The sequence below is a fragment of the Pelagibacterium sediminicola genome (assembly GCF_003390885.1).
GTDB classification, from domain to species: Bacteria; Pseudomonadota; Alphaproteobacteria; order Rhizobiales; family Devosiaceae; genus Pelagibacterium; species Pelagibacterium sediminicola.
In genome coordinates, this window is record NZ_QMEL01000002.1 from 244,312 (window position 1) to 266,285 (window position 21,974).

Consider the following 21,974-nt stretch of genomic DNA (forward strand, 5'->3'; position numbering starts at 1 on the left):
GGCACCCCGGTCCTGACCCGGTTCTTCTATGTGGCGCGCCGGACGGGGTCAATCGTTCGATGGGCGGATGGCGCCGGGGCGTCCTGGCCCACCATCTTTTCGCACAGCACCATGATGTCCTCGCGCACATCCTCCGGGCTCGCTGCCTTTGCCAGCACGCCCCAGCAGGCCGCCATAAGCACCGGCACGGTCTTTTCCGCTTCGGCAATCCCCGCAGCCGCCATCGATGCGATAATCTCCTCGCCGATGGCCAGATCGGCGGAATCGAGGCGGTCATGGTCACCGATCAGTTCATGGCCGAACGCCGGGCCCCGCAAAAGGGCGGCGGCCAGCCCGAACCGGGCCGCGAGCCCCTGCCCGACCCGGTCGGCGAGCGCGCCCTCTTGTGCAAAAGCTTGGGCGAACGCTTCGGCCCTTTCCGCGGCCAGATCGTCGGTGAGGGCCGCAAAGACCCCATCCTTGTTGGCGAAATGGCCATAAAGCGTCCCCTTGGCGACCCCGGCACGCGCCGCGACGACCTCCATGGTCGTCGCCTTGAACCCGGTCTCCAGGATCACGCCCCGCGCCGCGCCGAGGATTTTCCGCCGCATGTCAGAAGATTTTTTCCGCGCCAAAAGCCGCCCCGCCGAATTTTAACTGAACGAATTGAACGCGATCCGTACAATGCGTTCAGTTATAGCACCGCCTCTCCCCTGGGGGAGAAGTCTTCCGGCACTTGGAGGCACCTGGATCGTTTCAGGTTCTGACGGAATCGCCGAGCCCCCTGATTGCGGTGGGTTCGGTCTGGACCCCGGGAATGAATCCCGGGGTGACAAGCGGGAATAGGACAGGTATCGGCCAAAGCCACCAATGTCATTCCGGGACTCGTTCCCGGAATCCAGCGCGGTCCAACCTCAACCGCCGTGGCATGCCGTTTCCATCCAAACCTGAAACGATCTAAACCCCGATCTGGAAATACCCCAGTGCGTCCCCGATTTCCTCTTCCTCATAACCAAGGTGGGAGAGCAGCACGCGCTCGAGCGTATCGTTGATCTCGCGGGCCTTGGCAAAGTTCTCCGCAGTCGTCTCGCGCCCCAGATCGTTGAGCGCATCGACCAGCCGTTCGAGCAGTTCGTGGACGACCACATGCTCGGCGACCAGCCGGTCGGTGACCTTTTTCCACGCTTCGCCCTTTTCGGAGAGAGCCGGGAAGATATGGGCATCCTCGATCGAATGGTGCGTGTTGACGATATAGCAGTGCTGCCCGCAAAGGTTACCGAACCGCCGGTAGTTCTGGAGCATTTCCATCGCCTCGGCTTCCTTGCGCACTTCGGCCGCGCTCATCTCGCCGCGCGCCACCTCCTCGACCATCTGGCGCAGCGTCTGCATGTTCTGGCGCAGGTGATCGTGGATCATACGCAGGTGCCGGCCCGGCGCCTTCTGCGCCGGGGTCAGGTTTTCAAGTCTGGGCGCGCGCGGGCGCGTCGCATCGTCGAGGAAGTTGATGTCGAGAAGCATGTGAGGAAAAATCCTTGTTGGGCCCCCGATATAGGGTAGCCCGCCGTCAGTTCAACTCGGCCCGCGTTGCGTCCCGCTCAGGGATATCGCCCAGCAGCCTGCGGCTGGGCTGGGCAAAGTGCAGCCCGTTCTCCTCGAACCAGCGCGCCGCCGCAACCAGGATTTGCTGATGGATATCCATATAGACGTTGTAGTCCGGGCTCAGCACGTAATAGACCGCCTCGAACCGCGCGCCCAGTTCGTTGAACTCGGCCAGATGAGCACGATCGAACCGTACGCTGCCCATGCTCTCGATGATGGTCTTGAGGTAGGGCGGGAAGGCCTGCAACGTATCGATCGGGGCGCCGTACTGGGCATGAAAGCCGAACGCCACGCGCCGCTCGCTCATGCGTTTGAAGTTGCGCAGGCGCGTACTGAGCAGTGCATCGTTGGAGACCGAGATCTGCTCGCCCGACAGCGAGCGGACGCGGGTCGTTCTGAGCCCGATCATCTCGACGGTGCCCATATGCTCGTCGAAAATGATGAAATCCCCCACCACGAACGGCTTGTCGAGGATGATCGAGAGCGAGGCGAAAAGGTCCTTGAGCACCGATTGCAGCGCAAAGGCCACCGCGATGCCGCCCACGCCCAGACCAGCGATGAGCGCGGTGATATCCACCCCGAAATTGGAGAGGATCAGGAGCAGGATCGCCGTCCAGACGATAGCCAGCGCCATGATGCGGATAAGCTGGGCGGCGCTGCGCTTGGCCGGATCGGGCCGGGTTTCGTCCAGCAGCCCCTTGTCGATCCACGCGCCCACCAGCGTCGAGGCCCAAAGCCCCAGTTGCATCATGGATGCGACAAGAAAGATGGCGGCGATCAACCGGCTGACCGGGACGGGCAGCACCAGCACCTGCGCGGCGAAATAGAGCGCCACCGCCGCGATGAAGAACCGCCGCGTCCCCCCGATCAGCGCATGGGCGAGGCGTTTCACCATATTGAAGCGCTCGCCGCGCTCCTCGCCCTTGCGCGCCAGGAAACTGACGAGCAGCCCGCGCACCCAGGGGGCGAGGATGACGACCGCCAGAAAGATGAGAAGGGCAAGGCCCCAGACAATGATGTGGTTGCCCAGCACCTCGCCGGTGCGGGTGAACTGCTCGAATTCTTCCATTGTGCCCCGCAAGGGTTCTGGGATTCTGTTAGGCTAAAAGCATAGGGATCGAACCGGTTCCGTCAACCTTATCCCAACAGCTTTCCGGGGTTGAGGATGCCCTTGGGATCGAGCGCCGACTTGATCGCCCGCATCATCGAAAGCGCCACCGGGTCCTTCACCCCTTCGAGCAGCGCCGTCTTTAGCTGCCCGATACCGTGCTCGGCCGAGACCGAGCCGCCCAGCGCCCGCACGACGCTGTAAACCGCCTCGTGCACCGGCCCGGCGCCAGCCATGAACGCGGCCCCGTCCACCCCTTCCGGTTGCGAAAAATTGAAGTGGAGATTGCCATCGCCCAGATGGCCGAACGGCACGGCGCGGATGCCGGGGACGATCTTTTCCGCCGCCGCGATACCTTGCGCAATCAGTTCGGGCACTGCCGCGACGGGCACTGAAACGTCGTGCTTGATCGAAGCCCCCTCGCGCGATTGCACCGCGCTCATCTGCTCGCGCGCGCGCCAGAAGGCCTCGCGCTGTTTCAGTGAATCCGCGATGACGCCATTGGTGACGAGCCCCTCCTCAAAGGCTTCCTCGACCGCCGCCGCCAGCGTCCCGCCCGCGCCCCCGCGCGGCACCGAGATTTCGACCAGCACATGCCAGTCCGAGGGCTCGGGCGCCGGGTCCTGCGCGATCATCTTGTGCTTTAGCTGCAATGCGATCCCTATACGCGGCATCAGCTCGAACGCGGTCAGCGTATTTCCCGCCCGCCCGCGCATCCGCGTGAACAGTTCGAGCGCGGCTTCCGGCGAACGCACGTTGAGAAAGGCGGTCTCGTAAAAGTCGGGCTTTGGAAAAAGCTTCAGCGTTGCCGCCGTGATGATCCCCAGCGTTCCTTCCGATCCCACCAGCAAATCCTTGAGATCGTACCCGGTATTGTCCTTGCGCAGCGCGTTGAGCCCGGAATAGAGCGAGCCATCCGCCAGCACCGCCTCGACCCCGAGGCAAAGCTCGCGCGCGTTCCCGTAGGACAGCACCTGCACCCCGCCCGCATTGGTTCCCAGCACCCCGCCGATCCGCGCCGAACCCTGCGAGGCGATATAGAGCGGAAACATCATCCCCGCTTCTTCCGCGATCCCATGGGCCTCCTGCAAGGTCGTCCCCGCCTCGAGCGTCATATGTCCCGCCGCCGCATCCACATGCCGCGCGCCCCTGAGCCGGGAAATGGACACGATGATCTCGTCCCCGTTGAGCGGCACCTGCCCCCCGACCAGTCCCGTATTGCCCGCCTGCGGAACGACGCTCACGCCGTTTTGATACGCCCACGCCATCACCTGCCGCACCTCACCCACCTCACGCGGCAGGGCGACAGCAACGGCCGGAACATGAAACCGCCGGCGCGGCTCGGAAATATAGGTCGCCATCCGCCCCGGCTCGGAAACCACGCTGTCGGGGCCGAGGATTTCGGTGAGGGCGGAGACGATCTGTTTGGGGGAAAGTGGCATTTTGGGAGGTCCGGGTTTGGTTGGACGCAATATGGCATGGCCGGATCACTTGGCAAGCATCGCTGCCCCCCTCACCCCCAACCCCTCTCCCACGGGGGAGAAGGGAGCTCGTGTGGCTACCCCTCGGTTCCCCTTCTCCCCTTGTGGGAGAAGGGGAACCGGCGAAGCCGGGTCGGATGAGGGGGCAGCGATGCTGGCAGGGAGTGATAAGCGATACCGCTTACTCTAGCTTGCCCGTTTCCCGCCCCTGTGCCAAAACCACACGCAACGAGACCATATTCGGAGAAAACCATGGCTGGTTTGATGCAAGGCAAGCGCGGGCTCATCATGGGCGTCGCCAACAACCGCTCGATCGCTTACGGCATCGCCAAGGCCGCGCACGCGCAGGGGGCGGAGCTGGCCTTCACCTATCAGGGCGAAGCGCTGCACCGCCGCGTCACACCGATCGCCGAAGAATTCGGCTCCGATCTCGTGCTGCCGTGCGACGTCACTGATGCGGACGCCATGGACGCGGTGTTCAATGTGTTGAAATCGAAATGGGGCAAGCTCGATTTCCTTGTCCACGCCATCGGCTTTTCCAACAAGGAAGAGCTGGACGGGCGCTATATCGACACGACGCCGGGCAATTTCGCGCTGACCATGAACATCTCGGTCTATTCGCTCACCGCGCTCGCCCGCCGCGCCGAGGCGATGATGGAGCCGGGCGGCTCGATCCTGACGCTCACCTATTACGGCGCGGAAAAGGTGCTGCCGCATTATAACGTCATGGGCGTTGCCAAGGCCGCGCTCGAAGCCTCGGTGCGCTATCTCGCCGCCGACATGGGCCCCAACGGCATCCGCGTCAACGCGGTCTCGGCGGGCCCGATCAAGACGCTCGCCGCCTCGGGCATTTCGGGCCTGCGCGAAATGCTCAAGTGGAACGAGGAAAACGCACCGCTGCGCAAGAACGTCACCATCGACGAGGTCGGCAACGCCGCGCTCTATCTTCTCTCGGACCTTTCGAGCGGGGTGACGGGCGAAGTTCACTATGTCGATGCCGGTTACAACGTCATCGGCATGAAGACCCTCAATCACGACGAGGCGGGCGAATAACCCGCCGCAACGAACCGGTTCAACGATATGCCTTTAGTCCAGTGGCCGGACTTCTATTTCGCGCGCCACGGCGAAACCGATTGGAACTTCGAGCGCCGCTACCAGGGTAGCCGCGACATCCCGCTCAACGTACGCGGACAAAAGCAGGCCGATTCAAACGGCGTGCTGCTGCGCTACCTTCTGGAAGAAGAAGGGGTCGACCCTGCGTCCCTCAACTGGTTCGCCTCCCCGCTCGGGCGGGCGCGCGAAACCATGGAGCGCATGCGCGCCGCTTTCGACACGCCCCTTCCCGACGTTCATTACGACCAGCGGCTGGTGGAGATTTCCTTTGGCAATCTGGAAGGCCGCCTTCACGCCGAGATCGCCCGCGAGATGGCGGTTGCCGCCCCTGGCGAGCGCGACGCGAGCTACTGGCATTTCCGGCCCGAACGCGGCGAGACCTATGACGATGTGGCAAAGCGCCTGCTCGATTTCGCCGAGGCGCTGACCCACAATAGCGTCATCGTCGCCCATGGCGGGGTCATGCGCGTGCTGCGCCATCTGGTCGAAGGTGCGGAGCGGGCCGAAGTGGTCAACTGGGACCCGCCGCAGGGCGTCATCGCGCATTTCACAGAAGGTCACATGCGGCTGCATGCGGCGCAAAAGACATGGTGAGCGACAACCCTCTCGTCCAGCCCGGCCCGGCCCATCCCGACATAACCGACGCCTCGATCCCCAAGGTGATCGCAACGTTTTACGGTCGGGCGCGGAAGGACGACCTGCTCGGACCCATCTTCAACGACGCCGTCGAGGATTGGGACCACCATATCGCCCAGATCACCGATTTCTGGAGTTCGATCCTGTTGCGCACGGGCCGCTATTCGGGCCGCCCGCTCAACCCCCATTTGCGCCTGCCCATCGAGGGCGAGCATTTTGACCGCTGGCTCGAACTGTTCGAGCAGACCACGATCGAAATCGAGGGGAAGGAGATCGCGGAAGCCTATCTCATCCGCGCCCGGCGGATCGCCGACAATTTCGAGATGGCGATCGGACAGATGCACGGCGAACTGCGCTCGCCGCGCCATAGCCGGTAATCGGCTGGTCAAGCCGCAGAGCCGCTTTCAGGCACATTGCCTTCGATGACGATGTCCCCGCCCTGGCGCACCACCGCTTCGGCGGCGGCGCGGGCGGCCTGCACGGAATCAAAGACCTGCCCCTCAAGCGGGAAGACGCCGAGCTTGACCGCCATGAAGCGGAAATCGCCGCCATTGGGCACGACGACACCCTGGGGTTCTCCACGCACGGAAATAACGATTGGCTTGGTCATCTTGATAGTCTCCAAAGCAACCACCCGGCGCGGGGTGGTGCTAACAGTTCAGTGTGAGGGTCTTGTGACGGGGCGGGCGACTAAAGTCGCGAATTTCGCCAGGTCCAGGAGCTACACATGTATCCCGCGCGTTTAAGCGATACGGGATAAGCGGAGACGAACGCGGTCAGGCGTGCCCTAATGGTTTGATTTTTCATTTTGCCGTGCTCCAGCCTGACCTTGTCGCGCCCCACCGGGGTGCGACAATGGATCTTCTATCAAGAGTTGAGCGGAAAATCGAGGACGAATGTGTCAAATTGACAGTCCCTTGCGGAATTTCCTGCCTGTCAACGGCCCGAACACGCACCCGGTTGCAGCATGAAAGATCGAAAAAGCGGTCAGAAGAGATCGAGTTGCCCATCTTTACCGGACGGCGCCGGCACATCTTCGATGGCCGGCGCTATCAGATCCGGCCCGTCGTTGTGGGCCGAGTTGACGCGGGTCGAGACCGGGTGGGCGATGAGCGAGCCTTCCGGGGCGGGGCGGATTACCTTTTCCGCTTCCGCCGCCCTCACATTGCGCACGTCGAGCCAGAGATCGGCGGTCTCGCCCTCGATGAAGGCGGGCATGCGGTGGTGGATGCCGGCCAGATCGGCGTTGGCCGGCACCGTGACGAGCGCGAGCGAATCAATTTCCTCGCCCTCCGGGCCCGTCCAGGTGGCGTAAAGCCCGGCCATGATCATCGGGCGGCCATCGCGGAAGGCGATGAAATGGGGGCGCTTGCGGCCCTGTGCATCGGTTTGCCACTCATAATAGCCTGTGGCGGGCACCGCGCAGCGCTGGTGCTTGAGCGCGTCGCGGAAGGCTGGCTTTTGCGCCATGCTTTCGGCGCGCGCATTGATGATGAGGGGGAAATCGCGGGGGTCCTTCACCCAGCCCGGCACCAGCCCCCAGCGCGCCAGTTTCGCCTCCCGGCGCCCGGCCTGCTCCCAGACGGCCAGAACCGGTTGGGTCGGGGCGATATTGTATCGCGGCACGGACTCCTCTAGATTCCGCGTATTGAGCAGGGCTTGGATCGCCTCGGACGGCAAAGTCAGGACATATCGACCGCACATGGGGCGCTTTCCTTTTTTGCTTGCGACTATATCAGCGGAGGGCCGCGCATGAAGCCCAATGCGTGCTCGATCGCGCTGATCGATGAAACGCGCGTCTTCCTGATCCAGCGCGCCTATCCCCCTTTTGCGGGCCTGTGGTCGCTGCCGGGCGGACGGCGCGAGCCGGGGGAAACCGCCGAGGAGTGCGTCAGGCGCGAACTGTTCGAGGAAACGGGCCTGCTTGTCGATGATCCCGTTCCCGTCCTTGTGGAAAAGGTCGGCGAGGGCGTCCAGACGTTCACGCTTGCCGTATTCACGGCGCGGCAGGTCTATGTCGCGCCGGTGGTCTCCCATGAAGTGGCCGATTGGGACTGGGTGGAAATTTCCGAACTGGGCGGCTACGCGTGCACCGAGAATCTGGCCCGGATCGTAAGCGCTTGCGTGGACACGCTGCGGCTGTCATCGGAGCGCGTATGAGCTTTCGCAAATTCCTCCACCCGCTGCGCGCGGCCGTCCTGGCCGCAGGGCTCGCCCTGCCCGTCTCCGCGCTTGCCGTCGATCCGCCCTATCAGGCGCAGATGGAGCGGCTGGCCGAAATTCTGGGCTCGCTTTATATCCTGGCTCCGCTGTGCGGGCAGACGGAAATCGACTGGCGCGACCAGGTGGCCGAACTGATTGCGCTCGACGAACCCGAGCCCGACCGGCGCGCGCGGCTCGTGGGAGCGTTCAACGCCGGATACGAGGCCTATGCCCGGTTCTACCGCACCTGCACATCGTCGGCCGAGGCGGCCATCACGCTGCTTTTGGGCGAGGGCGAAACGCTGGCGCGCGACATTCATTCGCGCTACGCCGAATGAAGTTTCCCCAATTTTGGGTCCCGCGTTAACCAATTGGTCATTTGTGCTTAGCGGTGACACAAAGCCGTGTTAACAAGCGTGCCATGAGCACATCGCGCCCAGTTTTTCCATTCCCCACCTCCGATGCCACGGTCGAAGCCGAGCACGAAGAGCGCCAGATCGCACTCGAATATCTGGCCGATGCCTGGAACGCGGCGGATGCCGACGGCATAGACACCGGCGCGTTGGCCCACGCCGCGCTTTTCGCGGCCATCGCAACGCTCGTCAAGGACCATGGCGAGGACGCGGTCGCCCGACTGATCGGGGAAATCCCCGAACGAATCAATCAGGGCGAATATACGCTGGACCGCACGCTACAGTAGCTGCCAAAACTGTCCTTCAATCTCTCTGTCGATTTCCTCGAAAACGATCACGTGCCGGACCGCTCCTCTTTTTCCGGACGGTCAATGGACCACGGACTTCGAGAAGACGTTGACCACGATCACCCCGGCAACAATGAGGCTCAAGCCGATAAAGGCGGCAAGGTCGAGCTTTTGCCTGAAGACGACCCACCCCACCAGCGAGATCAGCACGATGCCCAGCCCGCTCCAGATCGCGTAGGCGATCCCCACGGGAATCGCGCGCAGGGCGAGCGAGAGGAAATAAAAGGCGGCGAGATAGCTCACCGCCATGGTCGCGGTGGGCAGCGGGCGGGTGAACTGCTGGGACGCCTGCAGCGCCGTCGTCCCGGCCACTTCAAGGACGATTGCGGCCAGGAGGGGAAGATAGATGGCGATGAACGAAGGCATGATCCTTACCACTCCAGCACGATCTTTCCCGCGCCGCCCTGGACGGCGCTCTGAAAAGCGGTCTCGAAATCTTCCGCCCGGAAACGGTTGGTGATGACCGGGCGGACATCGAGCCCGGACTGAAGCATGGCGAGCATCTTGTGCCAGGTCTCGAACATCTCGCGGCCATAGATGCCCTTGATGGTCAGCATCTTCAGAACCATTTTCGAGAAATCATATTCAAATGGCCTTGCGGGCAGGCCGAGCATGGCGATCCTGCCGCCCATCACCAGGTGTTCGGAAAGCGTTGCCAGCGCGGCGGGCGCCCCGCTCATCTCAAAGCCGATATCGAACCCCTCGGTCATGCCCAGCCCGTTGGCGAGCGCGCGCAGATCATCGCTCGTATTGATGGTGATGACGGAGGGAACGACGTTTTTGGCCAGCGCCAGCCGGTGGTCGTTGGGGTCGGTGATGACGATGTGGCGCGCCCCGACATGGCGGGCCACCGCCGCGCTCATGATCCCGATCGGCCCCGCACCGGTAATCAGGATATCCTCACCCACCAGATCGAAGGCGAGCGCGGTATGCACCGCGTTGCCGAGCGGATCGAGGATGGCGGCCAGTTCGTCGTCCACCGCATCGGGCAGGGGCACGATGTTGAAGGCGGGAATCTTCACATATTCGGCAAAGGCGCCCGGCAGGTTGACGCCGACGCCTTTCGTCTCCGGATCGAGATGGAAGCGCCCTGCCCTGCTGGCGCGGGACTTGAACCCGATGACATGTCCCTCCCCCGACACCCGCTGGCCAATTTTGAAGTGAGTGACGTTGGCGCCCAGTTCGGCGACGGTGCCGGAATATTCGTGGCCGATGGTCATGGGCACGGGAACCGCGCCCTGCGCCCACCGATCCCATTTATAAATATGAAGATCGGTGCCGCAGATGCCGGTGCGCGTGACTTTCACCAGCACGTCGTCGGGGCCGATTCGGGGGACCGGCACGTCCTGCATCCACAAGCCCGGTTCGGGTCTGGCCTTGACGAGGGCTTTCATCAGGCGGGTCATGAGCGGGGGACTTCGGATCCGACGGGTGTGGCTTCACCCCCCTCCCAACCTCCCCCACAAGGGGGGAGGTGCTGCATCGTGCCACTGGCTGCTCCATGCGCTCCGTAGCACCCTCCCCTAGATGGGGAGGGTTGGGGAGGGGTGATTGCTCGGAGGTTGCCTGTCATCAGATCACCCCCAATTCCCGCCCAGCCCCGACAAACGCGTCGATGGCAAAGCCGATATTGTCGTCGGTCAGCGCCGCCGACATCTGCGTCCGGATGCGCGCCTGATCCCGCGGGACGACGGGGAAGGAAAAAGCCGAGACGAGTACCCCGCGATCACGCAGGGATTGCGCCATCGCCTGCGCCTTCACCGCGTCATGAAGCATCACCGGGATGATGGGGGTTTCGCCGGGGACCAGATCGAAGCCGGCCTCGGTCATCGCGGTGCGGAAACGGGCGGTGTTGCGGGCGAGCGTTGCGCGCAGATCGTCGGCCTGTTCGGCGATCTCGATGGCCTTGAGCGCGCCTGCGGCGACGCCGGGCGGCAGGGCGTTGGAGAAAAGATAGGGCCGGGCGCGCTGGCGCAAAAGGTCGACCACCGGCTGCGGCCCGGCCACAAAGCCGCCCATCGCACCACCCAGCGTTTTGCCGAAGGTGCCCGAAATGATGTCCACACGGTTGCCCGCGCCGGTCAGCGTCGGGGTGCCCTTGCCCTTGTCGCCCAGATGGCCGGTGGCGTGGCATTCGTCGATCAGCACGGCGGCCCGGTAGTCTTCGGCGAGATCGCAGATTTCGGGCAGGTTCGCGATGAAGCCGTCCATCGAAAAGACGCCATCGGTGACGATCAGCTTAAAGCGCGCGCCATCGTCATCGGCGGCCTGGAGCTGGAGGCGCAGATCGTCCATGTCGGAGGTGTGGAAGCGATAGCGCCGCGCCTTGGAGAGCCGCACGCCATCGATGATCGAAGCGTGGTTGAGGGTATCGGAAATGACCGCGTCCTCGGGCCCCAGTATCGTCTCGAAGATGCCGCCATTGGCATCGAAGCACGACCCGAAAAGGATCGCGTCGTCCTTTTCGAGATATCGGGCTACGGCCCCTTCCAGTTCCTTGTGCAGTTCGTGTGTACCGCAGATGAAGCGCACCGAGGCCATGCCGGACCCGTATTTTTCCGTCGCCCTGATGGTCGCCTCGACCACCTCGGGGTGGTCGGCAAGGCCGAGATAATTGTTGGCGCAAAGATTGACCATCTGGCGCCCGGCGACCGTCACACTCCCCGATTGGGACGAGGCGATCACCGTTTCCGGCTTTTCGAGCCCGTCGGCGCGAATCTGGTCGAGGGTTGCGGAAAGGTGTTCAGCGAGGCCGTGCATCATGGCGGCGTCTCCTTTTGTGCTCCCGGCAAGCATCGCAGCCCCCTCATCCGCCCCTTCGGGGCACCTTCTCCCACGAGGGGAGAAGGAAACCAGGGGGGTTGCCATACGAGCCCCCTTTCCCCTCGTGGGAGAGGGGCCGGGGGTGAGGGGGACGCCACAAGCTCAGAGCGTCAAGCTTTTCTAGAGCTACAGCGCAACGCTCAGATCGGCAAGGGTGCGTCGGATTTGACTTCTTCCATTACCGGATAGGTGCGGGTTTCCGATACGCCGGGCATGGCCAACAGCACATCGCCGAGGAAGGACCGGTAATGGGCCATGTCGGTGACGCGGGCCTTGACCAGATAGTCGAACCCCCCGGCCACCATGTGGCATTCGAGGATTTCCGGCGCGCTACGGACGGCCCGGGAGAATTTATCGAAGGCGTCGGGGGTGGTCTTGTCGAGCGAGACCTCGACGAACACCAGCAGCTCCAGCCCCAGCCGGTGCGGATCGAGGCGCGCGGAATAGCCGAGAATATAGCCCTGCTTTTGCAGGCGCTTAACCCTGTCGCTCATCGAGGTCGGCGGAATACCGGTGCGCTGGGCCAGTTCGGTGTTGGTGATCCGGCCATCGCTTTGCAGAAGTTCGAGGATGCGGCGGTCGGTCCGGTCGAGATCTGGCATGGTGTCGTATTTTTCCTCTGTTTTCCGGTTAACCTACGGAAAATCTCCGCAAATGACAATCGACGTACGAGGCAAGCACGCTAGACTCCCATCGGTTCGTTTGGTCGGAGGTCGCACATGAACAAGATTGCGTCGGCATCGGGGGTGTTTTCGGAGTTTCTGGGACGGCCGCAAAGGGATGACGGGCCGTTGCGGGCGGCAATCACCGCTGCCACCCGCGTGCCCGAAATCCAATGCGTGCCGCCGCTGATCGAGGCCGCGGCGGTAACCGAAGCCCAGGCCGGACGTATTCGCGCGCTGGCGGAAAAGACCGTCAAGGCCATCCGCGCGCAGGGCGCGGGCGCGGGCGTCGATGGGCTGATCCACGAATACGCGCTTTCCAGCCAGGAGGGCGTGGCGCTGATGTGCCTCGCCGAAGCCCTGCTGCGCGTGCCCGACAACGAAACCCGCGACATGCTGATCGCCGACAAGATCGCGCCGGGCAAGTGGCGCGAGCATCTGGGGGTCGACCGGCCTCTGTTCGTCAACGCGGCAACGTGGGGGTTGGTGGTAACGGGGCGGCTCGTGACCCCGGTGGACGAGCAGGGCCTGTCGCACGCCCTCAACCGGCTTTTGGTGCGCTCGGGCGAACCGGTGATCCGGGCTGGCGTGCGCATGGCAATGAAGATGCTGGGCGAGCAGTTCGTCACCGGCCAGACCATCGGCGAGGCGCTCAAGAACGGCCGCACCATGGAAGCCAAGGGCTTTTCCTATTCCTACGACATGCTGGGAGAAGCGGCGACCACCGCCCACGATGCAGACCGCTACATGGCCGACTATGTTGCCGCCATCCACGCCATCGGCAAGGCGGCTAAGGGCAAGGGCGTTTACGAGGGCCCCGGCATTTCAATCAAGCTCTCGGCGCTCCATCCACGCTATGCCCGCGCGCAATACGGGCGCGTCATGGGCGAGTTGCTGCCCCGGCTCAAGGAACTGGCCGCGCTCGCCAAACAGTACGATATCGGGCTCAATATCGACGCCGAGGAGGCCGACCGGCTAGAGCTCTCGCTCGATCTGCTGGAGGCGCTGGCGCTCGATCCGGCGTTTGCGGACTGGAACGGGATCGGTTTCGTGGTGCAGGCCTATTCCAAGCGCTGCCCCTTCGTCATCGACTGGATCATCGACCTGGCGCGCCGCTCGGGCCACCGGATCATGGTGCGGCTGGTCAAGGGCGCCTATTGGGACACCGAAATCAAGCGCGCGCAGGTGGATGGGCAAACCGGCTTTCCGGTGTTTACCCGCAAGGTCTATTCGGACGCGTGCTACATCGCCTGCGCCAGAAAACTGCTGGCGGCGCCCGATGCCGTCTTCCCCCAGTTCGCAACGCACAACGCACAGACCATGGCGACGATCCACGAGATCGCCGGGCCCGATTTCGAGACCGGCAAATACGAGTTCCAGTGCCTCCATGGCATGGGCGAGCCGCTTTACGAGCAGGTGGTGGGCAAGAACAGGCTCGACCGCCCCTGCCGCATCTACGCACCCGTGGGCAGCCACGAGACGCTTCTGGCCTATCTCGTGCGGCGGCTCCTGGAAAACGGCGCCAATTCGAGCTTCGTCAACCAGATCGCCGACGAGGATATTCCCGTTGCGCGGCTGGTGGCCGACCCGGTGGAGGTCGCCAAAACCATCTCGCCCCTCGGCAGCCCCCACCCCGAGATAAAGCTGCCGGGGGATATTCTTGCGGCGGGCCGGAAGAATTCGCTGGGGTTGGACCTGGCGAGTGAAACGGCGCTGGCGGAATTGCGGAAGGGACTGGATGAGACGGTTGGTGCCGAGTGGATTGCCGGCATCGCTGCCCCCTCATCCGACCCGGCTTTGCCGGGCCACCTTCTCCCACAAGGGGAGAAGGGAAACCCGGAAGCAGCCACACGAGCCCCCCTCTCCCCTCGTGGGAGAGGGGCCGGGGGCGAGGGGGCCAGCGATGCCAGCCGCCCCGTCCTCAACCCGGCGGACCACCGCGATGTCGTCGGCACCGTCATCGAGCCGGGCATCGAGACCATTTCCCCGGTCATGGCGCGCGCCGTATCTGCCGCCCCCGGATGGGCGGCAACCGCGCCCGAAGAGCGTGCCGCCGCCTTCATCCGCGCCGCCGATATGATGGAAGCGCGCATGGCTACTTTCATGGGTCTTGCCATGCGCGAGGCGGGCAAGACGGCGGCCAATGCAGTGGCCGAGATACGCGAAGCGGTGGATTTCCTGCGCTATTACGGCCAGCAGGCTGCCGAAAGCTTCGACAATGCCACCGACAGGCCACTCGGGCCGGTGGTGTGCATTTCGCCGTGGAATTTTCCGCTGGCCATCTTCACCGGACAGGTCGCCGCGGCGCTTGTGGCGGGCAACCCGGTGGTTGCCAAACCCGCCGAGGAAACCCCGCTGATCGCGCAGGAGGCCGTGAACCTGCTGCATGAGGCGGGCATCCCCGCAGATGTGCTGCAGTTTGTGCCCGGCGATGGCAGGACCGGTGCGGCGCTGGTGGGCCATGAGGCCACCTCGGGTGTGATGTTCACCGGCTCGACCGAAGTCGCCCGACTGATCCGGGAGCAGTTGGCCGGGCGTACGCTTGAGGACGGCTCGCCCGTGCCGCTGGTCGCCGAAACGGGCGGGCAGAATGCGCTGGTGGTGGACACGTCCGCCCTCACCGAGCAGGTCGTGCTCGACGTGCTGGCTTCGGCCTTCGACAGCGCCGGGCAGCGGTGTTCGGCGTTGCGGGTGCTATGCCTTCAGGAAGAATGCGCGGACCGCACCCTCACCATGCTCAAGGGCGCGACGGCTGAATTGGCGGTAGGCAACCCCGCCCGGCTATCGACCGATGTGGGCCCGGTGATCACCGCCGAGGCGCGCGACGGCATCGAAACGCACATCGCCACGATGCGCGAGAAGGGACATGCGATCACGCAGGTGCAATTGCCCGAAGCAGCGCGGCACGGCACGTTCGTTGCCCCCACCATCATCGAGATCGACGACATTTCGGAACTGGGCCGCGAGGTGTTCGGGCCGGTGCTGCATGTGGTGCGGTTCCGGCGTCAGGACCTCGGCGCGCTGATCGACAGGATCAATGCGCTGGGCTACGGGCTCACCTTCGGGCTGCACACGCGCATCGATACGACGATCGCCGAGGTGACGGGCCGGATCAGCGTGGGCAACATCTATATCAACCGCAACCAGATCGGCGCGGTGGTGGGTGTCCAGCCCTTCGGCGGGCACGGGCTTTCGGGCACGGGGCCCAAGGCAGGCGGGCCGCTCTATCTGCGCCGGCTGATCTCGACCGTGCGGCGCGACGCCTGGGGCCTGCCCCCGCGCCAGCCGGGGCCAACGCTTCTGGCGTTTGCCGAATGGGTGCGCGGCAAGGGCTATGGGGACCTCGCCGAACAGGCCATCGCCTATGGCACGAGCGCGGCAATCAACGCTTTCAGCGAATTCGACGGTCCGGTGGGCGAACGCAACACCTATGGCACCCACGCCCGTGGCAAGGTGCTGATCGTGCCCCAGACCGTCGCCGGGCTGGTGCACGGGCTTGCCGCCGCGCTTGCCGCTGGCAACGAAGCGATCGTCGAGACCAACCCGCTGCTGCGCGCCATGCTTTCGGACCTGCCGGCGGAATTCGCGCCGCGCATCCAGATCGTCTGTGAGGAAGTGGAGGGCGGCGAAGTGGCAGCCGTGCTGGTCGAGGGCGACAGGGACACTGTCATCGCCGCCAACCGGCGCGTTGCGGCGTGGGACGGCCCCATCGCGCTGGTTCAGGGGGCAACGGGCGACCGGCTGGCCAATGGCGAGGCGACCTATGCGGTGGACCTGCTGGTCAACGAGGTCTCGGTCAGCACCAATACGGCTGCTGCGGGAGGTAATGCGACGCTGATGGCGCTGGCTTGATGTGTAGTCATTTTTGATTATATTGAATACAGTGTGAAAACGGAGGCTCTTCCATGGCCCGCGCCACAACGCTCACCGTTCGCCTGAACGACTCGCTGAGCGATTTCGTGACCTCCAATGTCAGCGAGACGGGATCGTATGAAAATGTCAGCGAATATATTCGTGACCTGATCCGTCGCGACAAGGAGCGCGCCGAGCAGGAAGCCTTCGAGCGATTGAGGGCTGAACTGAACGTGGCGTTTGCCGCGCCGGATTCGACCTATCAGCCCCTTTCCGCAGCAGATGTCATCGCGCGCAACAGGCGCTGACCCGTGGCCCAGGTCCGCATCCAGGAATCGGCTTCGGTCCGGCTGGACGAGATTTATCATTATACGCGCGACCGATGGGGCGAGGCGCAGGCCGAACAGTACATAACGGGGCTTTTCGCATCCTTTGGGAAAATCGAGACGCATGGCGTGACGTCACGGCCTATTCCCGCGCTCTTTGGCGTCGATGGATATTTCTTCCGCTATGAAAGGCATTTCGTTTATTGGCGGCGGCTTGCCAATGGCGATATCGGTATCGTGACGATCCTGCATGAACGCATGCACCAGATCGACCGGTTCCGGGACGATTTCGGCCTGTAGATTTACCCCTCCGCTTCCAATGTCTCCATGAAGCGGATGGGCTGGCCTTGGGCGGGGGTGACCAGTTCACCCTCCCACATCACCGTGTTGCCCCGGATGATGGTGCCCACCGGCCAGCCCTTGACCGCCACTCCGTCATAGGGCGTCCAGCCGGGTTTCGAGGCGACCCACTCATTGGTTATGGTCTGGGTGCGGTTCATGTCGACGATGGTGAAGTCGGCGTCATAGCCCGCCGCGATGCGCCCCTTGCCGGCAAGGTTGAACAGGCGATTGGGCCCGTGGCTGGTCATGTCGACGAAGCGCTGCAGGCTCATCCGGCCGGCATTGACGTGATCGAGCATGATGGGAACGAGGGTCTGGACACCCGTCATCCCCGAATGGCTTTCGGGATAGGGATGATCCTTTTCCTCGCGGGTATGGGGGGCGTGATCCGAACCCAGAATATCGGCAACGCCATTATGGACGCCGGCCCAGATGCCTTCCCGATGCGCGGCATCGCGAATGGGCGGATTCATCTGCACATAGGTGCCCAGCCGCTCATAAGCGGTTTCATCGAGCGTCAGATGGTGCGGGGTGACTTCAACGCTGGCCACGTCCTTGTGGCCGGCGAGGAACTCGATTTCTTCCCTCGTCGAGATATGGAGGACATGGATGCGCTTGCCGGTCTTGTGGGCCAGCGCGACGAGCCGTCTGGTGCTGTTCAGGGCGACCTCGGGCGAGCGCCACACCGGATGGCTCGAGGGGTCGCCGTGGACGCGCAGGCCCTTGCGCTCCTCGAGCATGATTTCGTCTTCCGAATGGAAGGCGGCGCGGCGGGAGATGGCGGAAAGGATCGCCTCCACGCCATCATCGTCCGCCACCAGCAGCGAGCCCGTGGACGAGCCCATGAACACCTTTACCCCCGCGCAGCCGGGGAGCCGTTCGAGCACCGGCAGTTCGGCGACGTTCTCGTGCGTGCCGCCGATATAAAAGGCAAAATCGCAATGCATCCGGTTGGTGGCGCGGGCGATCTTGTCCTCAAATGTCTCGCGGGTCGTCGTCAGCGGGATGGTGTTGGGCATCTCAAAGACGCCGGTCACCCCGCCCATGACCGCCGAGAGCGAGCCGGACTGGAGATCTTCCTTGTGCTCAAGGCCGGGTTCGCGGAAATGGACCTGGGTGTCGATGACGCCGGGAAGGATGGTAAGGCCGGTGCAATCGATCGTCTTGTCGGCGGTGTGTGATGAAAGCGAGCCGATGGCGGCGATACGCCCCTTGATGATGCCGATATCGGCGCTACCTATGCCATCGTGATTGACCAGCGTGCCGCCAGCGAGGATCGTATCGAAATGGCGACTCATGGCAGCAAGCTCCGGGTGATCGGTTCGGGGGTCTGGCCGGTTTAGCGGAGCGGGCACGCGCAAGGCAAGGGCAAGGAACAAAGATGAGCAACCAAATTCGCAAGGACCGCGTGGCCTTCCGCTTTTCCGGCGAGGACGCCACGCATCTGCTCCACGACGTTTTGACCCCGCCGGTACGCGAGGACGCCGAAGACCCGCGCTGGTTCGCGCTGCTGGCGCCGCAGGGCAAGATTCTGGCCGAAGGGCTGATCGGGTGGGCCGATGGCGCCTATTGGCTCGACGTACATCACTCGGTCGCCGAGAATTTCTTCAAGCGCATGCGGATGTACCGGCTGCGCGCGAAGATGGACATCGAAATGCTCGATGAAAGCCACCGCGTCGGCTGGAGCGCCGAGGCTCCCGCCGGAGGAATCGCGCACCGGGACGGGCGGGCCGAAGGGCTCGGCTGGCGGGTAATCGCGCCCATCGCGGAAGCGGAGAACTGGCAGGAGGGCACGGGACAGGCCAGCGCGCGCATCGCGGCGGGTATCGCCGAAATGGGCCCTGATTTCGATACCGAGGACGTCTTCCCGCATGACATCGGCATGGACCATCTGGGCGGGGTCGATTTCAAGAAGGGCTGCTATGTGGGCCAGGAAGTCGTCTCGCGCATGCAGCATCGCGGCACCGCCCGGCGGCGGCCGGTAGTCGTCGAAGGCACGGCGGGCGCGCGGGGAAACACGATCACCATCGGCGGAAAATCCGCCGGAACGCTGGGAACGCCGGTCGGCGGCAAGGCCGTGGCGATCGCCAGGATCGACAGGGTCGGGGCGGATGGCGCCGCCGAGATCGACGGCGCAGCGGTAACGCTTGCCCTGCCCTTCTGGGCCAGCTACCGTTTTGTGGAATCGGCGGGTGATAAAGACTAATAGAAGCATCGCTGGCCCCCTCACCCCCAACCCCTCTCCCACAAGGGGCGGGGGGGCTCGTATGGCAGCCCCACGATCACCCTCCTCCCCTTGTGGGAGAAGGTGGGCTTTTGCGAAGCGAAAGGTCGGATGAGGGGGCTACGATGTCTGCTCGATGGGCTGGAATAGAATACTGTCTGGGGGGACAAACCTGAACCATGGCGCGCATTCAATCCCGGGCGTGGCAGCGCATGCTGTCGGGGCGCAGGCTGGATCTTCTGGATCCCTCCCCGCTCGATGTCGAATTGTCCGATATCGCGCACGGGCTGGCGCGTGTGGCGCGGTGGAACGGGCAGACGCGGGGGGATTATGCCTTTTCCGTCGCCCAGCATTCGGTGCTGGTGCTCGAGATCGCCGCGGCGCTCGATCCCGAACTCGATGACAGAGGGCGGCTTTATGCCCTGCTCCACGATGCGCCCGAATATGTGATGGGCGACATCATCTCGCCGTTCAAGGCCGCGATGGGCGGCAATTACAAGGATGTCGAGGACCGACTGCTGGGCGCGATCCACATCCGGTTCGGGCTTGCGGCTCAGCGCCCCGGCGCGCTTACAAGGCTCATCAAGCGCGCCGACAGGGAATCCGCGTTCATCGAAGCGGTGAACCTTGCCGGGTTCGCGCCCAAGGAGGCGCGCAAATATTTCGGCGAGCCGAGCCTTGCCGGGTTCGATCTGCCCGGTTTCGAGCGCCTGATCCGCCCCTGGCCGACCCAGGAAGCTCATGACAGGTTCTCCGAGGCGTTTGAAAGCCTTGTGGCGCAGGGGTGAGGAGCCTCTCCTATTCTTCGCTTCCCCGGCCCTGAGCCGGGGTCCATCCATCGGCTTTCACAGTTGTGGCTGGTTTGCTGTGGGTCCCGGGTCAAGCCCGGGACAGCGAAAGAAGAGCGGGCACGAATAACGTTAACCCACTGAAATACCTAAAATTTTATTCAAATTTTACATATTAACCCTGCTGAACGAAGGGCTTTGTGTTAACGGGCCGTTAAGGTTGATAAAGGGTAACGAGCAACGCCCCGGAGTCCGTGATTCCATGCCAAACACCCTCGCCTGGACCCGCAAGAAGATGCCGGTTTCCCGCCTCAAGGTCGGGGTGGCCATCGGGTTTTTGCTGGTGGCGATGGTAGGGGCCGGGGCGAGTTACGCCGATGGCATCGTGGGGTCCGATCCCGAACCGCTTTCGACCCTCGTCCGGTTCAACGACCGCGACTACGAGGTTTCGGCGGCGGACTGGGTCTCGCTCACCCCGCTGTCGTCGGTGACCGTGCGCAAGATCGGCTATGGCCGGGCGGTCGATGTGTCGGTCGCGACCACCGCCACGGGCGTCTATTCGAGCGACGGGATGGTTTCGCCCCATATCCGCTATCCGGGGATCGATGTGCGCCCCGTTCCGCTGCGCCACATCGAGGCGTCGGTCATCTGGCATCACGTGCCCGGCACGCGCCTTTATACGATGGGGCGCATCCCCTCGAGCGTGCGCATCGTCGACCTCCGGTAAAACCGATCAGCCGAACTGCCAGCCGGGACGGAACCGGTAAAAGACGTGCAGGCCCACCTGGGTCAGCCGGGTCATGTTGCGCGCCCAATGGGGGCGGACATAGGTGGCGTGGTAGTGAGTCGCGTTGGCGACTTCGGGCAGGTAGATCTCTTCGTTCAGCACTTCGGCGGTAATCTTCTGGGCCTGCGCCCAGGCGGCGACTTCCGGGGTGCGGTTGACGTTGGTCTTGCCATCGCAGGCAAACGAGAACTGGCAGGCATTGCGCCGGTGCTGGTTCTGGTAGACGACGCCACAGATGGTATCGGGATAGTTCTCGTGGGCCACCCGATTCATGATGACCTGCGCCACGGCGACCTGCCCGCGATAGCTTTCCCCGCGCGCCTCGAAATAAATGCCCGTCGCCATGCACCACTGCTCGCGTTCGGACCAATCATGCTGGGGGGTGAAATCGGTGGCCGGGGTGTTGGCGCGGCCATAGGCAAGGGTTTCGGGGACCGAGACCGGCCGCGGAATGGAGGGGTCGAGGTTCGGGCCGGCGATAGCATCGATGGCACGCAGGCCCTCGGCATCTATGCGGGCCGGATCGATCGAGGCAACCGACATGCGCGGCCCGGTGTCCCCGGCCTCTCCCGCATCGGCGACGGCGATTTCCGGCTGGCCCCTATAGGACTGATCGGCGGCCCGCGCCTCGGCAATCGAAAGGCGCACGGCGTCGAAACTGCGGGCGAAGGTGGCGACGTCTGGAGCGGCGGCGGCGCGGTCGGTCTTTTCGGTCCGGTTGGGGCCGGCGAACATGGACGTCTCGAAGAGCGATGTGACGGAACCGGTGATGACGGGCCGGTCGTTCTCATAGGACAGCGAGGCGAGCGCGACGGGTGGCAACTCGGTTGCGGTATCGACCTCGCGATAACCGCCGGTACCGAAAGCGGTGGCTCCATATGCCGCTGCGCTCAATGACAGGGCGGCAACGCCTCGCGCCAGAATGGACAATGCGCGGACCCCTCGGGCCCGCACCGGGGAATACCGGTACGCCATCGCTTACAACTTTTTACGCCACAACTACTCAAGCGCCGGCGGAACGCATGACCCCGCATTTCACATACGCACGGGACCGGTTTGTCCGGGCGATCCAGCGGTGATGCACGGTTGCAACAGCCGATAGATCAAATGCCGACGATTTCGATGATCGGTTATTAGGGTTAGAAAGGTGTAAACAGGGAAAATTTGGTGGCGATTGGGCTGGCGTAAGGCGCGAGGGAGGAAATATTGGGGCCAATTTTGCCAAGTGTTCACGGCTGGCATCGCTGCCCCCTCATCCGACCTCCGCTTCGCTCCGGCCACCTTCTGCCACA

General features: G+C 63.8%; 24 protein-coding genes. 12 read left to right on the forward strand and 12 right to left on the reverse strand.

The window, feature by feature from the left end; all coding sequences use genetic code 11:
* Window positions 1-26: 26 nt before the first annotated feature.
* The 4 genes from DQG18_RS04400 to DQG18_RS04415 form a co-directional block, all read right to left on the reverse strand.
* A complete protein-coding gene (locus DQG18_RS04400) occupies window positions 27-590 on the reverse strand; it encodes a TetR/AcrR family transcriptional regulator (RefSeq protein WP_116653022.1) in 564 nt (187 codons plus the stop codon).
* Window positions 591-936: 346 nt separating this feature from the next.
* On the reverse strand, window positions 937-1,497 hold the full coding sequence (locus tag DQG18_RS04405) for a hemerythrin domain-containing protein (protein ID WP_116653023.1): 561 nt from the start codon (window positions 1,495-1,497) through the stop codon (window positions 937-939).
* 46 nt (window positions 1,498-1,543) lie between these two features.
* A complete protein-coding gene (locus DQG18_RS04410) occupies window positions 1,544-2,647 on the reverse strand; it encodes a mechanosensitive ion channel family protein (protein ID WP_116653024.1) in 1,104 nt (367 codons plus the stop codon).
* A gap of 68 nt (window positions 2,648-2,715) precedes the next feature.
* Window positions 2,716-4,128 (reverse strand): FAD-binding oxidoreductase, encoded by a 1,413-nt coding sequence (locus DQG18_RS04415; RefSeq protein WP_116653025.1) that lies wholly within the window; start codon window positions 4,126-4,128, stop codon window positions 2,716-2,718.
* 291 nt (window positions 4,129-4,419) lie between these two features.
* Here DQG18_RS04415 and fabI point away from each other — a divergent pair, with 291 nt between their 5' ends.
* From fabI to DQG18_RS04430, 3 genes are read left to right on the forward strand one after another with little or no spacing between them, the layout of a single operon-like run.
* Window positions 4,420-5,220, forward strand: coding sequence for an enoyl-ACP reductase FabI (gene fabI / locus DQG18_RS04420; protein WP_116653026.1), 801 nt, complete (start codon window positions 4,420-4,422; stop codon window positions 5,218-5,220).
* Between the two features lie 27 nt (window positions 5,221-5,247).
* The gene (locus DQG18_RS04425) at window positions 5,248-5,874 is read left to right on the forward strand and encodes a histidine phosphatase family protein (RefSeq protein ID WP_116653027.1); all 627 of its coding nucleotides are present in this window, start codon (window positions 5,248-5,250) and stop codon (window positions 5,872-5,874) included.
* Window positions 5,868-6,293: a group III truncated hemoglobin gene (locus tag DQG18_RS04430; protein ID WP_116653028.1), complete on the forward strand. Its 426-nt coding sequence runs from the start codon at window positions 5,868-5,870 to the stop codon at window positions 6,291-6,293. The genes DQG18_RS04425 and DQG18_RS04430 overlap by 7 nt, the downstream gene beginning before the upstream one ends.
* 8 nt (window positions 6,294-6,301) lie before the next feature.
* Here the strand turns inward: DQG18_RS04430 and DQG18_RS04435 are convergent, their stop codons facing one another.
* Both DQG18_RS04435 and DQG18_RS04440 read right to left on the reverse strand, forming a co-directional pair.
* The gene (locus DQG18_RS04435; RefSeq protein WP_116653029.1) at window positions 6,302-6,526 is read right to left on the reverse strand and encodes a hypothetical protein; all 225 of its coding nucleotides are present in this window, start codon (window positions 6,524-6,526) and stop codon (window positions 6,302-6,304) included.
* 377 nt (window positions 6,527-6,903) lie between these two features.
* Entirely contained in the window at window positions 6,904-7,620 is a 717-nt protein-coding gene (locus tag DQG18_RS04440) for an SOS response-associated peptidase (protein ID WP_116653030.1), read from the reverse strand.
* A 48-nt stretch (window positions 7,621-7,668) separates the two neighbouring features.
* Between DQG18_RS04440 and DQG18_RS04445 the strand changes: the two genes are divergently transcribed.
* The 3 genes from DQG18_RS04445 to DQG18_RS04455 all read left to right on the forward strand — a co-directional run bounded on the left by DQG18_RS04445 (window position 7,669) and on the right by DQG18_RS04455 (window position 8,818).
* A complete protein-coding gene (locus DQG18_RS04445; RefSeq protein ID WP_116653031.1) occupies window positions 7,669-8,076 on the forward strand; it encodes an NUDIX domain-containing protein in 408 nt (135 codons plus the stop codon).
* On the forward strand, window positions 8,073-8,456 hold the full coding sequence (locus DQG18_RS04450) for a TIGR02301 family protein (RefSeq protein WP_116653032.1): 384 nt from the start codon (window positions 8,073-8,075) through the stop codon (window positions 8,454-8,456). The genes DQG18_RS04445 and DQG18_RS04450 overlap by 4 nt, the downstream gene beginning before the upstream one ends.
* Window positions 8,457-8,539: 83 nt before the next feature.
* Window positions 8,540-8,818, forward strand: coding sequence for a hypothetical protein (locus DQG18_RS04455; RefSeq protein ID WP_116653033.1), 279 nt, complete (start codon window positions 8,540-8,542; stop codon window positions 8,816-8,818).
* Window positions 8,819-8,899: 81 nt separating this feature from the next.
* Here DQG18_RS04455 and DQG18_RS04460 read toward each other — a convergent pair whose 3' ends face one another.
* The 4 genes from DQG18_RS04460 to DQG18_RS04475 all read right to left on the reverse strand — a co-directional run bounded on the left by DQG18_RS04460 (window position 8,900) and on the right by DQG18_RS04475 (window position 12,303).
* Window positions 8,900-9,232 carry a DMT family transporter gene (locus DQG18_RS04460; RefSeq protein ID WP_425454213.1) on the reverse strand — a complete coding sequence of 111 codons (333 nt, stop codon included), beginning with the start codon at window positions 9,230-9,232 and terminating at the stop codon, window positions 8,900-8,902.
* Between the two features lie 17 nt (window positions 9,233-9,249).
* Entirely contained in the window at window positions 9,250-10,284 is a 1,035-nt protein-coding gene (tdh, locus tag DQG18_RS04465; protein WP_198669656.1) for an L-threonine 3-dehydrogenase, read from the reverse strand.
* A gap of 166 nt (window positions 10,285-10,450) precedes the next feature.
* Complete coding sequence (locus DQG18_RS04470; protein ID WP_116653035.1) at window positions 10,451-11,641, reverse strand: glycine C-acetyltransferase; 1,191 nt, start codon at window positions 11,639-11,641, stop codon at window positions 10,451-10,453.
* A gap of 200 nt (window positions 11,642-11,841) precedes the next feature.
* Window positions 11,842-12,303 carry an Lrp/AsnC ligand binding domain-containing protein gene (locus tag DQG18_RS04475; protein WP_116653036.1) on the reverse strand — a complete coding sequence of 154 codons (462 nt, stop codon included), beginning with the start codon at window positions 12,301-12,303 and terminating at the stop codon, window positions 11,842-11,844.
* Between the two features lie 117 nt (window positions 12,304-12,420).
* Here DQG18_RS04475 and putA point away from each other — a divergent pair, with 117 nt between their 5' ends.
* Genes putA through DQG18_RS04490 form a run of 3 tightly spaced genes read left to right on the forward strand, consistent with a single transcriptional unit; the run spans window position 12,421 to window position 16,841 of the window.
* Window positions 12,421-16,215: a bifunctional proline dehydrogenase/L-glutamate gamma-semialdehyde dehydrogenase PutA gene (gene putA, locus DQG18_RS04480; RefSeq protein WP_116653037.1), complete on the forward strand. Its 3,795-nt coding sequence runs from the start codon at window positions 12,421-12,423 to the stop codon at window positions 16,213-16,215.
* Between the two features lie 53 nt (window positions 16,216-16,268).
* Complete coding sequence (locus tag DQG18_RS04485) at window positions 16,269-16,523, forward strand: ribbon-helix-helix domain-containing protein (protein ID WP_116653038.1); 255 nt, start codon at window positions 16,269-16,271, stop codon at window positions 16,521-16,523.
* A 3-nt stretch (window positions 16,524-16,526) separates the two neighbouring features.
* Window positions 16,527-16,841, forward strand: a complete 315-nt coding sequence (locus DQG18_RS04490) for a type II toxin-antitoxin system RelE/ParE family toxin (protein ID WP_116653039.1) — start codon at window positions 16,527-16,529, stop codon at window positions 16,839-16,841.
* Between the two features lie 2 nt (window positions 16,842-16,843).
* Here the strand turns inward: DQG18_RS04490 and DQG18_RS04495 are convergent, their stop codons facing one another.
* Entirely contained in the window at window positions 16,844-18,181 is a 1,338-nt protein-coding gene (locus DQG18_RS04495; protein ID WP_116653040.1) for a dihydroorotase, read from the reverse strand.
* A gap of 83 nt (window positions 18,182-18,264) precedes the next feature.
* On the opposite strand from DQG18_RS04495, the gene ygfZ reads away from it, so the two are divergent.
* From ygfZ to DQG18_RS04510, 3 genes are all read left to right on the forward strand, one after another.
* On the forward strand, window positions 18,265-19,089 hold the full coding sequence (gene ygfZ, locus DQG18_RS04500; protein ID WP_116653041.1) for a CAF17-like 4Fe-4S cluster assembly/insertion protein YgfZ: 825 nt from the start codon (window positions 18,265-18,267) through the stop codon (window positions 19,087-19,089).
* 197 nt (window positions 19,090-19,286) lie between these two features.
* Window positions 19,287-19,895 carry an HD domain-containing protein gene (locus DQG18_RS04505; protein WP_116653042.1) on the forward strand — a complete coding sequence of 203 codons (609 nt, stop codon included), beginning with the start codon at window positions 19,287-19,289 and terminating at the stop codon, window positions 19,893-19,895.
* Window positions 19,896-20,157: 262 nt separating this feature from the next.
* A complete protein-coding gene (locus DQG18_RS04510; protein ID WP_116653043.1) occupies window positions 20,158-20,622 on the forward strand; it encodes a hypothetical protein in 465 nt (154 codons plus the stop codon).
* A 6-nt stretch (window positions 20,623-20,628) separates the two neighbouring features.
* On the opposite strand, the gene DQG18_RS16710 is transcribed toward DQG18_RS04510, so the two are convergent.
* The gene (locus tag DQG18_RS16710) at window positions 20,629-21,612 is read right to left on the reverse strand and encodes a cell wall hydrolase (protein WP_425454211.1); all 984 of its coding nucleotides are present in this window, start codon (window positions 21,610-21,612) and stop codon (window positions 20,629-20,631) included.
* Window positions 21,613-21,974: the final 362 nt, after the last annotated feature.

Coding starts and splice junctions, on each gene's coding strand:
- DQG18_RS04430 (WP_116653028.1), top strand. CDS start 5,868: ATGGTGAGCGACAACCCTCTCGTCCAGCCCGGCCCGGCCCATCCCGAC.
- tdh (WP_198669656.1), bottom strand. CDS start 10,284: ATGACCCGCCTGATGAAAGCCCTCGTCAAGGCCAGACCCGAACCGGGC.
- DQG18_RS04425 (WP_116653027.1), top strand. CDS start 5,248: ATGCCTTTAGTCCAGTGGCCGGACTTCTATTTCGCGCGCCACGGCGAA.
- DQG18_RS04435 (WP_116653029.1), bottom strand. CDS start 6,526: ATGACCAAGCCAATCGTTATTTCCGTGCGTGGAGAACCCCAGGGTGTC.
- DQG18_RS04495 (WP_116653040.1), bottom strand. CDS start 18,181: ATGAGTCGCCATTTCGATACGATCCTCGCTGGCGGCACGCTGGTCAAT.
- DQG18_RS04440 (WP_116653030.1), bottom strand. CDS start 7,620: ATGTGCGGTCGATATGTCCTGACTTTGCCGTCCGAGGCGATCCAAGCC.
- DQG18_RS04485 (WP_116653038.1), top strand. CDS start 16,269: ATGGCCCGCGCCACAACGCTCACCGTTCGCCTGAACGACTCGCTGAGC.
- fabI (WP_116653026.1), top strand. CDS start 4,420: ATGGCTGGTTTGATGCAAGGCAAGCGCGGGCTCATCATGGGCGTCGCC.
- DQG18_RS04455 (WP_116653033.1), top strand. CDS start 8,540: ATGAGCACATCGCGCCCAGTTTTTCCATTCCCCACCTCCGATGCCACG.
- putA (WP_116653037.1), top strand. CDS start 12,421: ATGAACAAGATTGCGTCGGCATCGGGGGTGTTTTCGGAGTTTCTGGGA.
- DQG18_RS04445 (WP_116653031.1), top strand. CDS start 7,669: ATGAAGCCCAATGCGTGCTCGATCGCGCTGATCGATGAAACGCGCGTC.
- DQG18_RS04475 (WP_116653036.1), bottom strand. CDS start 12,303: ATGCCAGATCTCGACCGGACCGACCGCCGCATCCTCGAACTTCTGCAA.
- DQG18_RS04400 (WP_116653022.1), bottom strand. CDS start 590: ATGCGGCGGAAAATCCTCGGCGCGGCGCGGGGCGTGATCCTGGAGACC.
- DQG18_RS04450 (WP_116653032.1), top strand. CDS start 8,073: ATGAGCTTTCGCAAATTCCTCCACCCGCTGCGCGCGGCCGTCCTGGCC.
- DQG18_RS04470 (WP_116653035.1), bottom strand. CDS start 11,641: ATGATGCACGGCCTCGCTGAACACCTTTCCGCAACCCTCGACCAGATT.
- DQG18_RS04415 (WP_116653025.1), bottom strand. CDS start 4,128: ATGCCACTTTCCCCCAAACAGATCGTCTCCGCCCTCACCGAAATCCTC.
- ygfZ (WP_116653041.1), top strand. CDS start 18,265: ATGAGCAACCAAATTCGCAAGGACCGCGTGGCCTTCCGCTTTTCCGGC.
- DQG18_RS04505 (WP_116653042.1), top strand. CDS start 19,287: ATGGCGCGCATTCAATCCCGGGCGTGGCAGCGCATGCTGTCGGGGCGC.
- DQG18_RS04410 (WP_116653024.1), bottom strand. CDS start 2,647: ATGGAAGAATTCGAGCAGTTCACCCGCACCGGCGAGGTGCTGGGCAAC.
- DQG18_RS04510 (WP_116653043.1), top strand. CDS start 20,158: ATGCCAAACACCCTCGCCTGGACCCGCAAGAAGATGCCGGTTTCCCGC.
- DQG18_RS04405 (WP_116653023.1), bottom strand. CDS start 1,497: ATGCTTCTCGACATCAACTTCCTCGACGATGCGACGCGCCCGCGCGCG.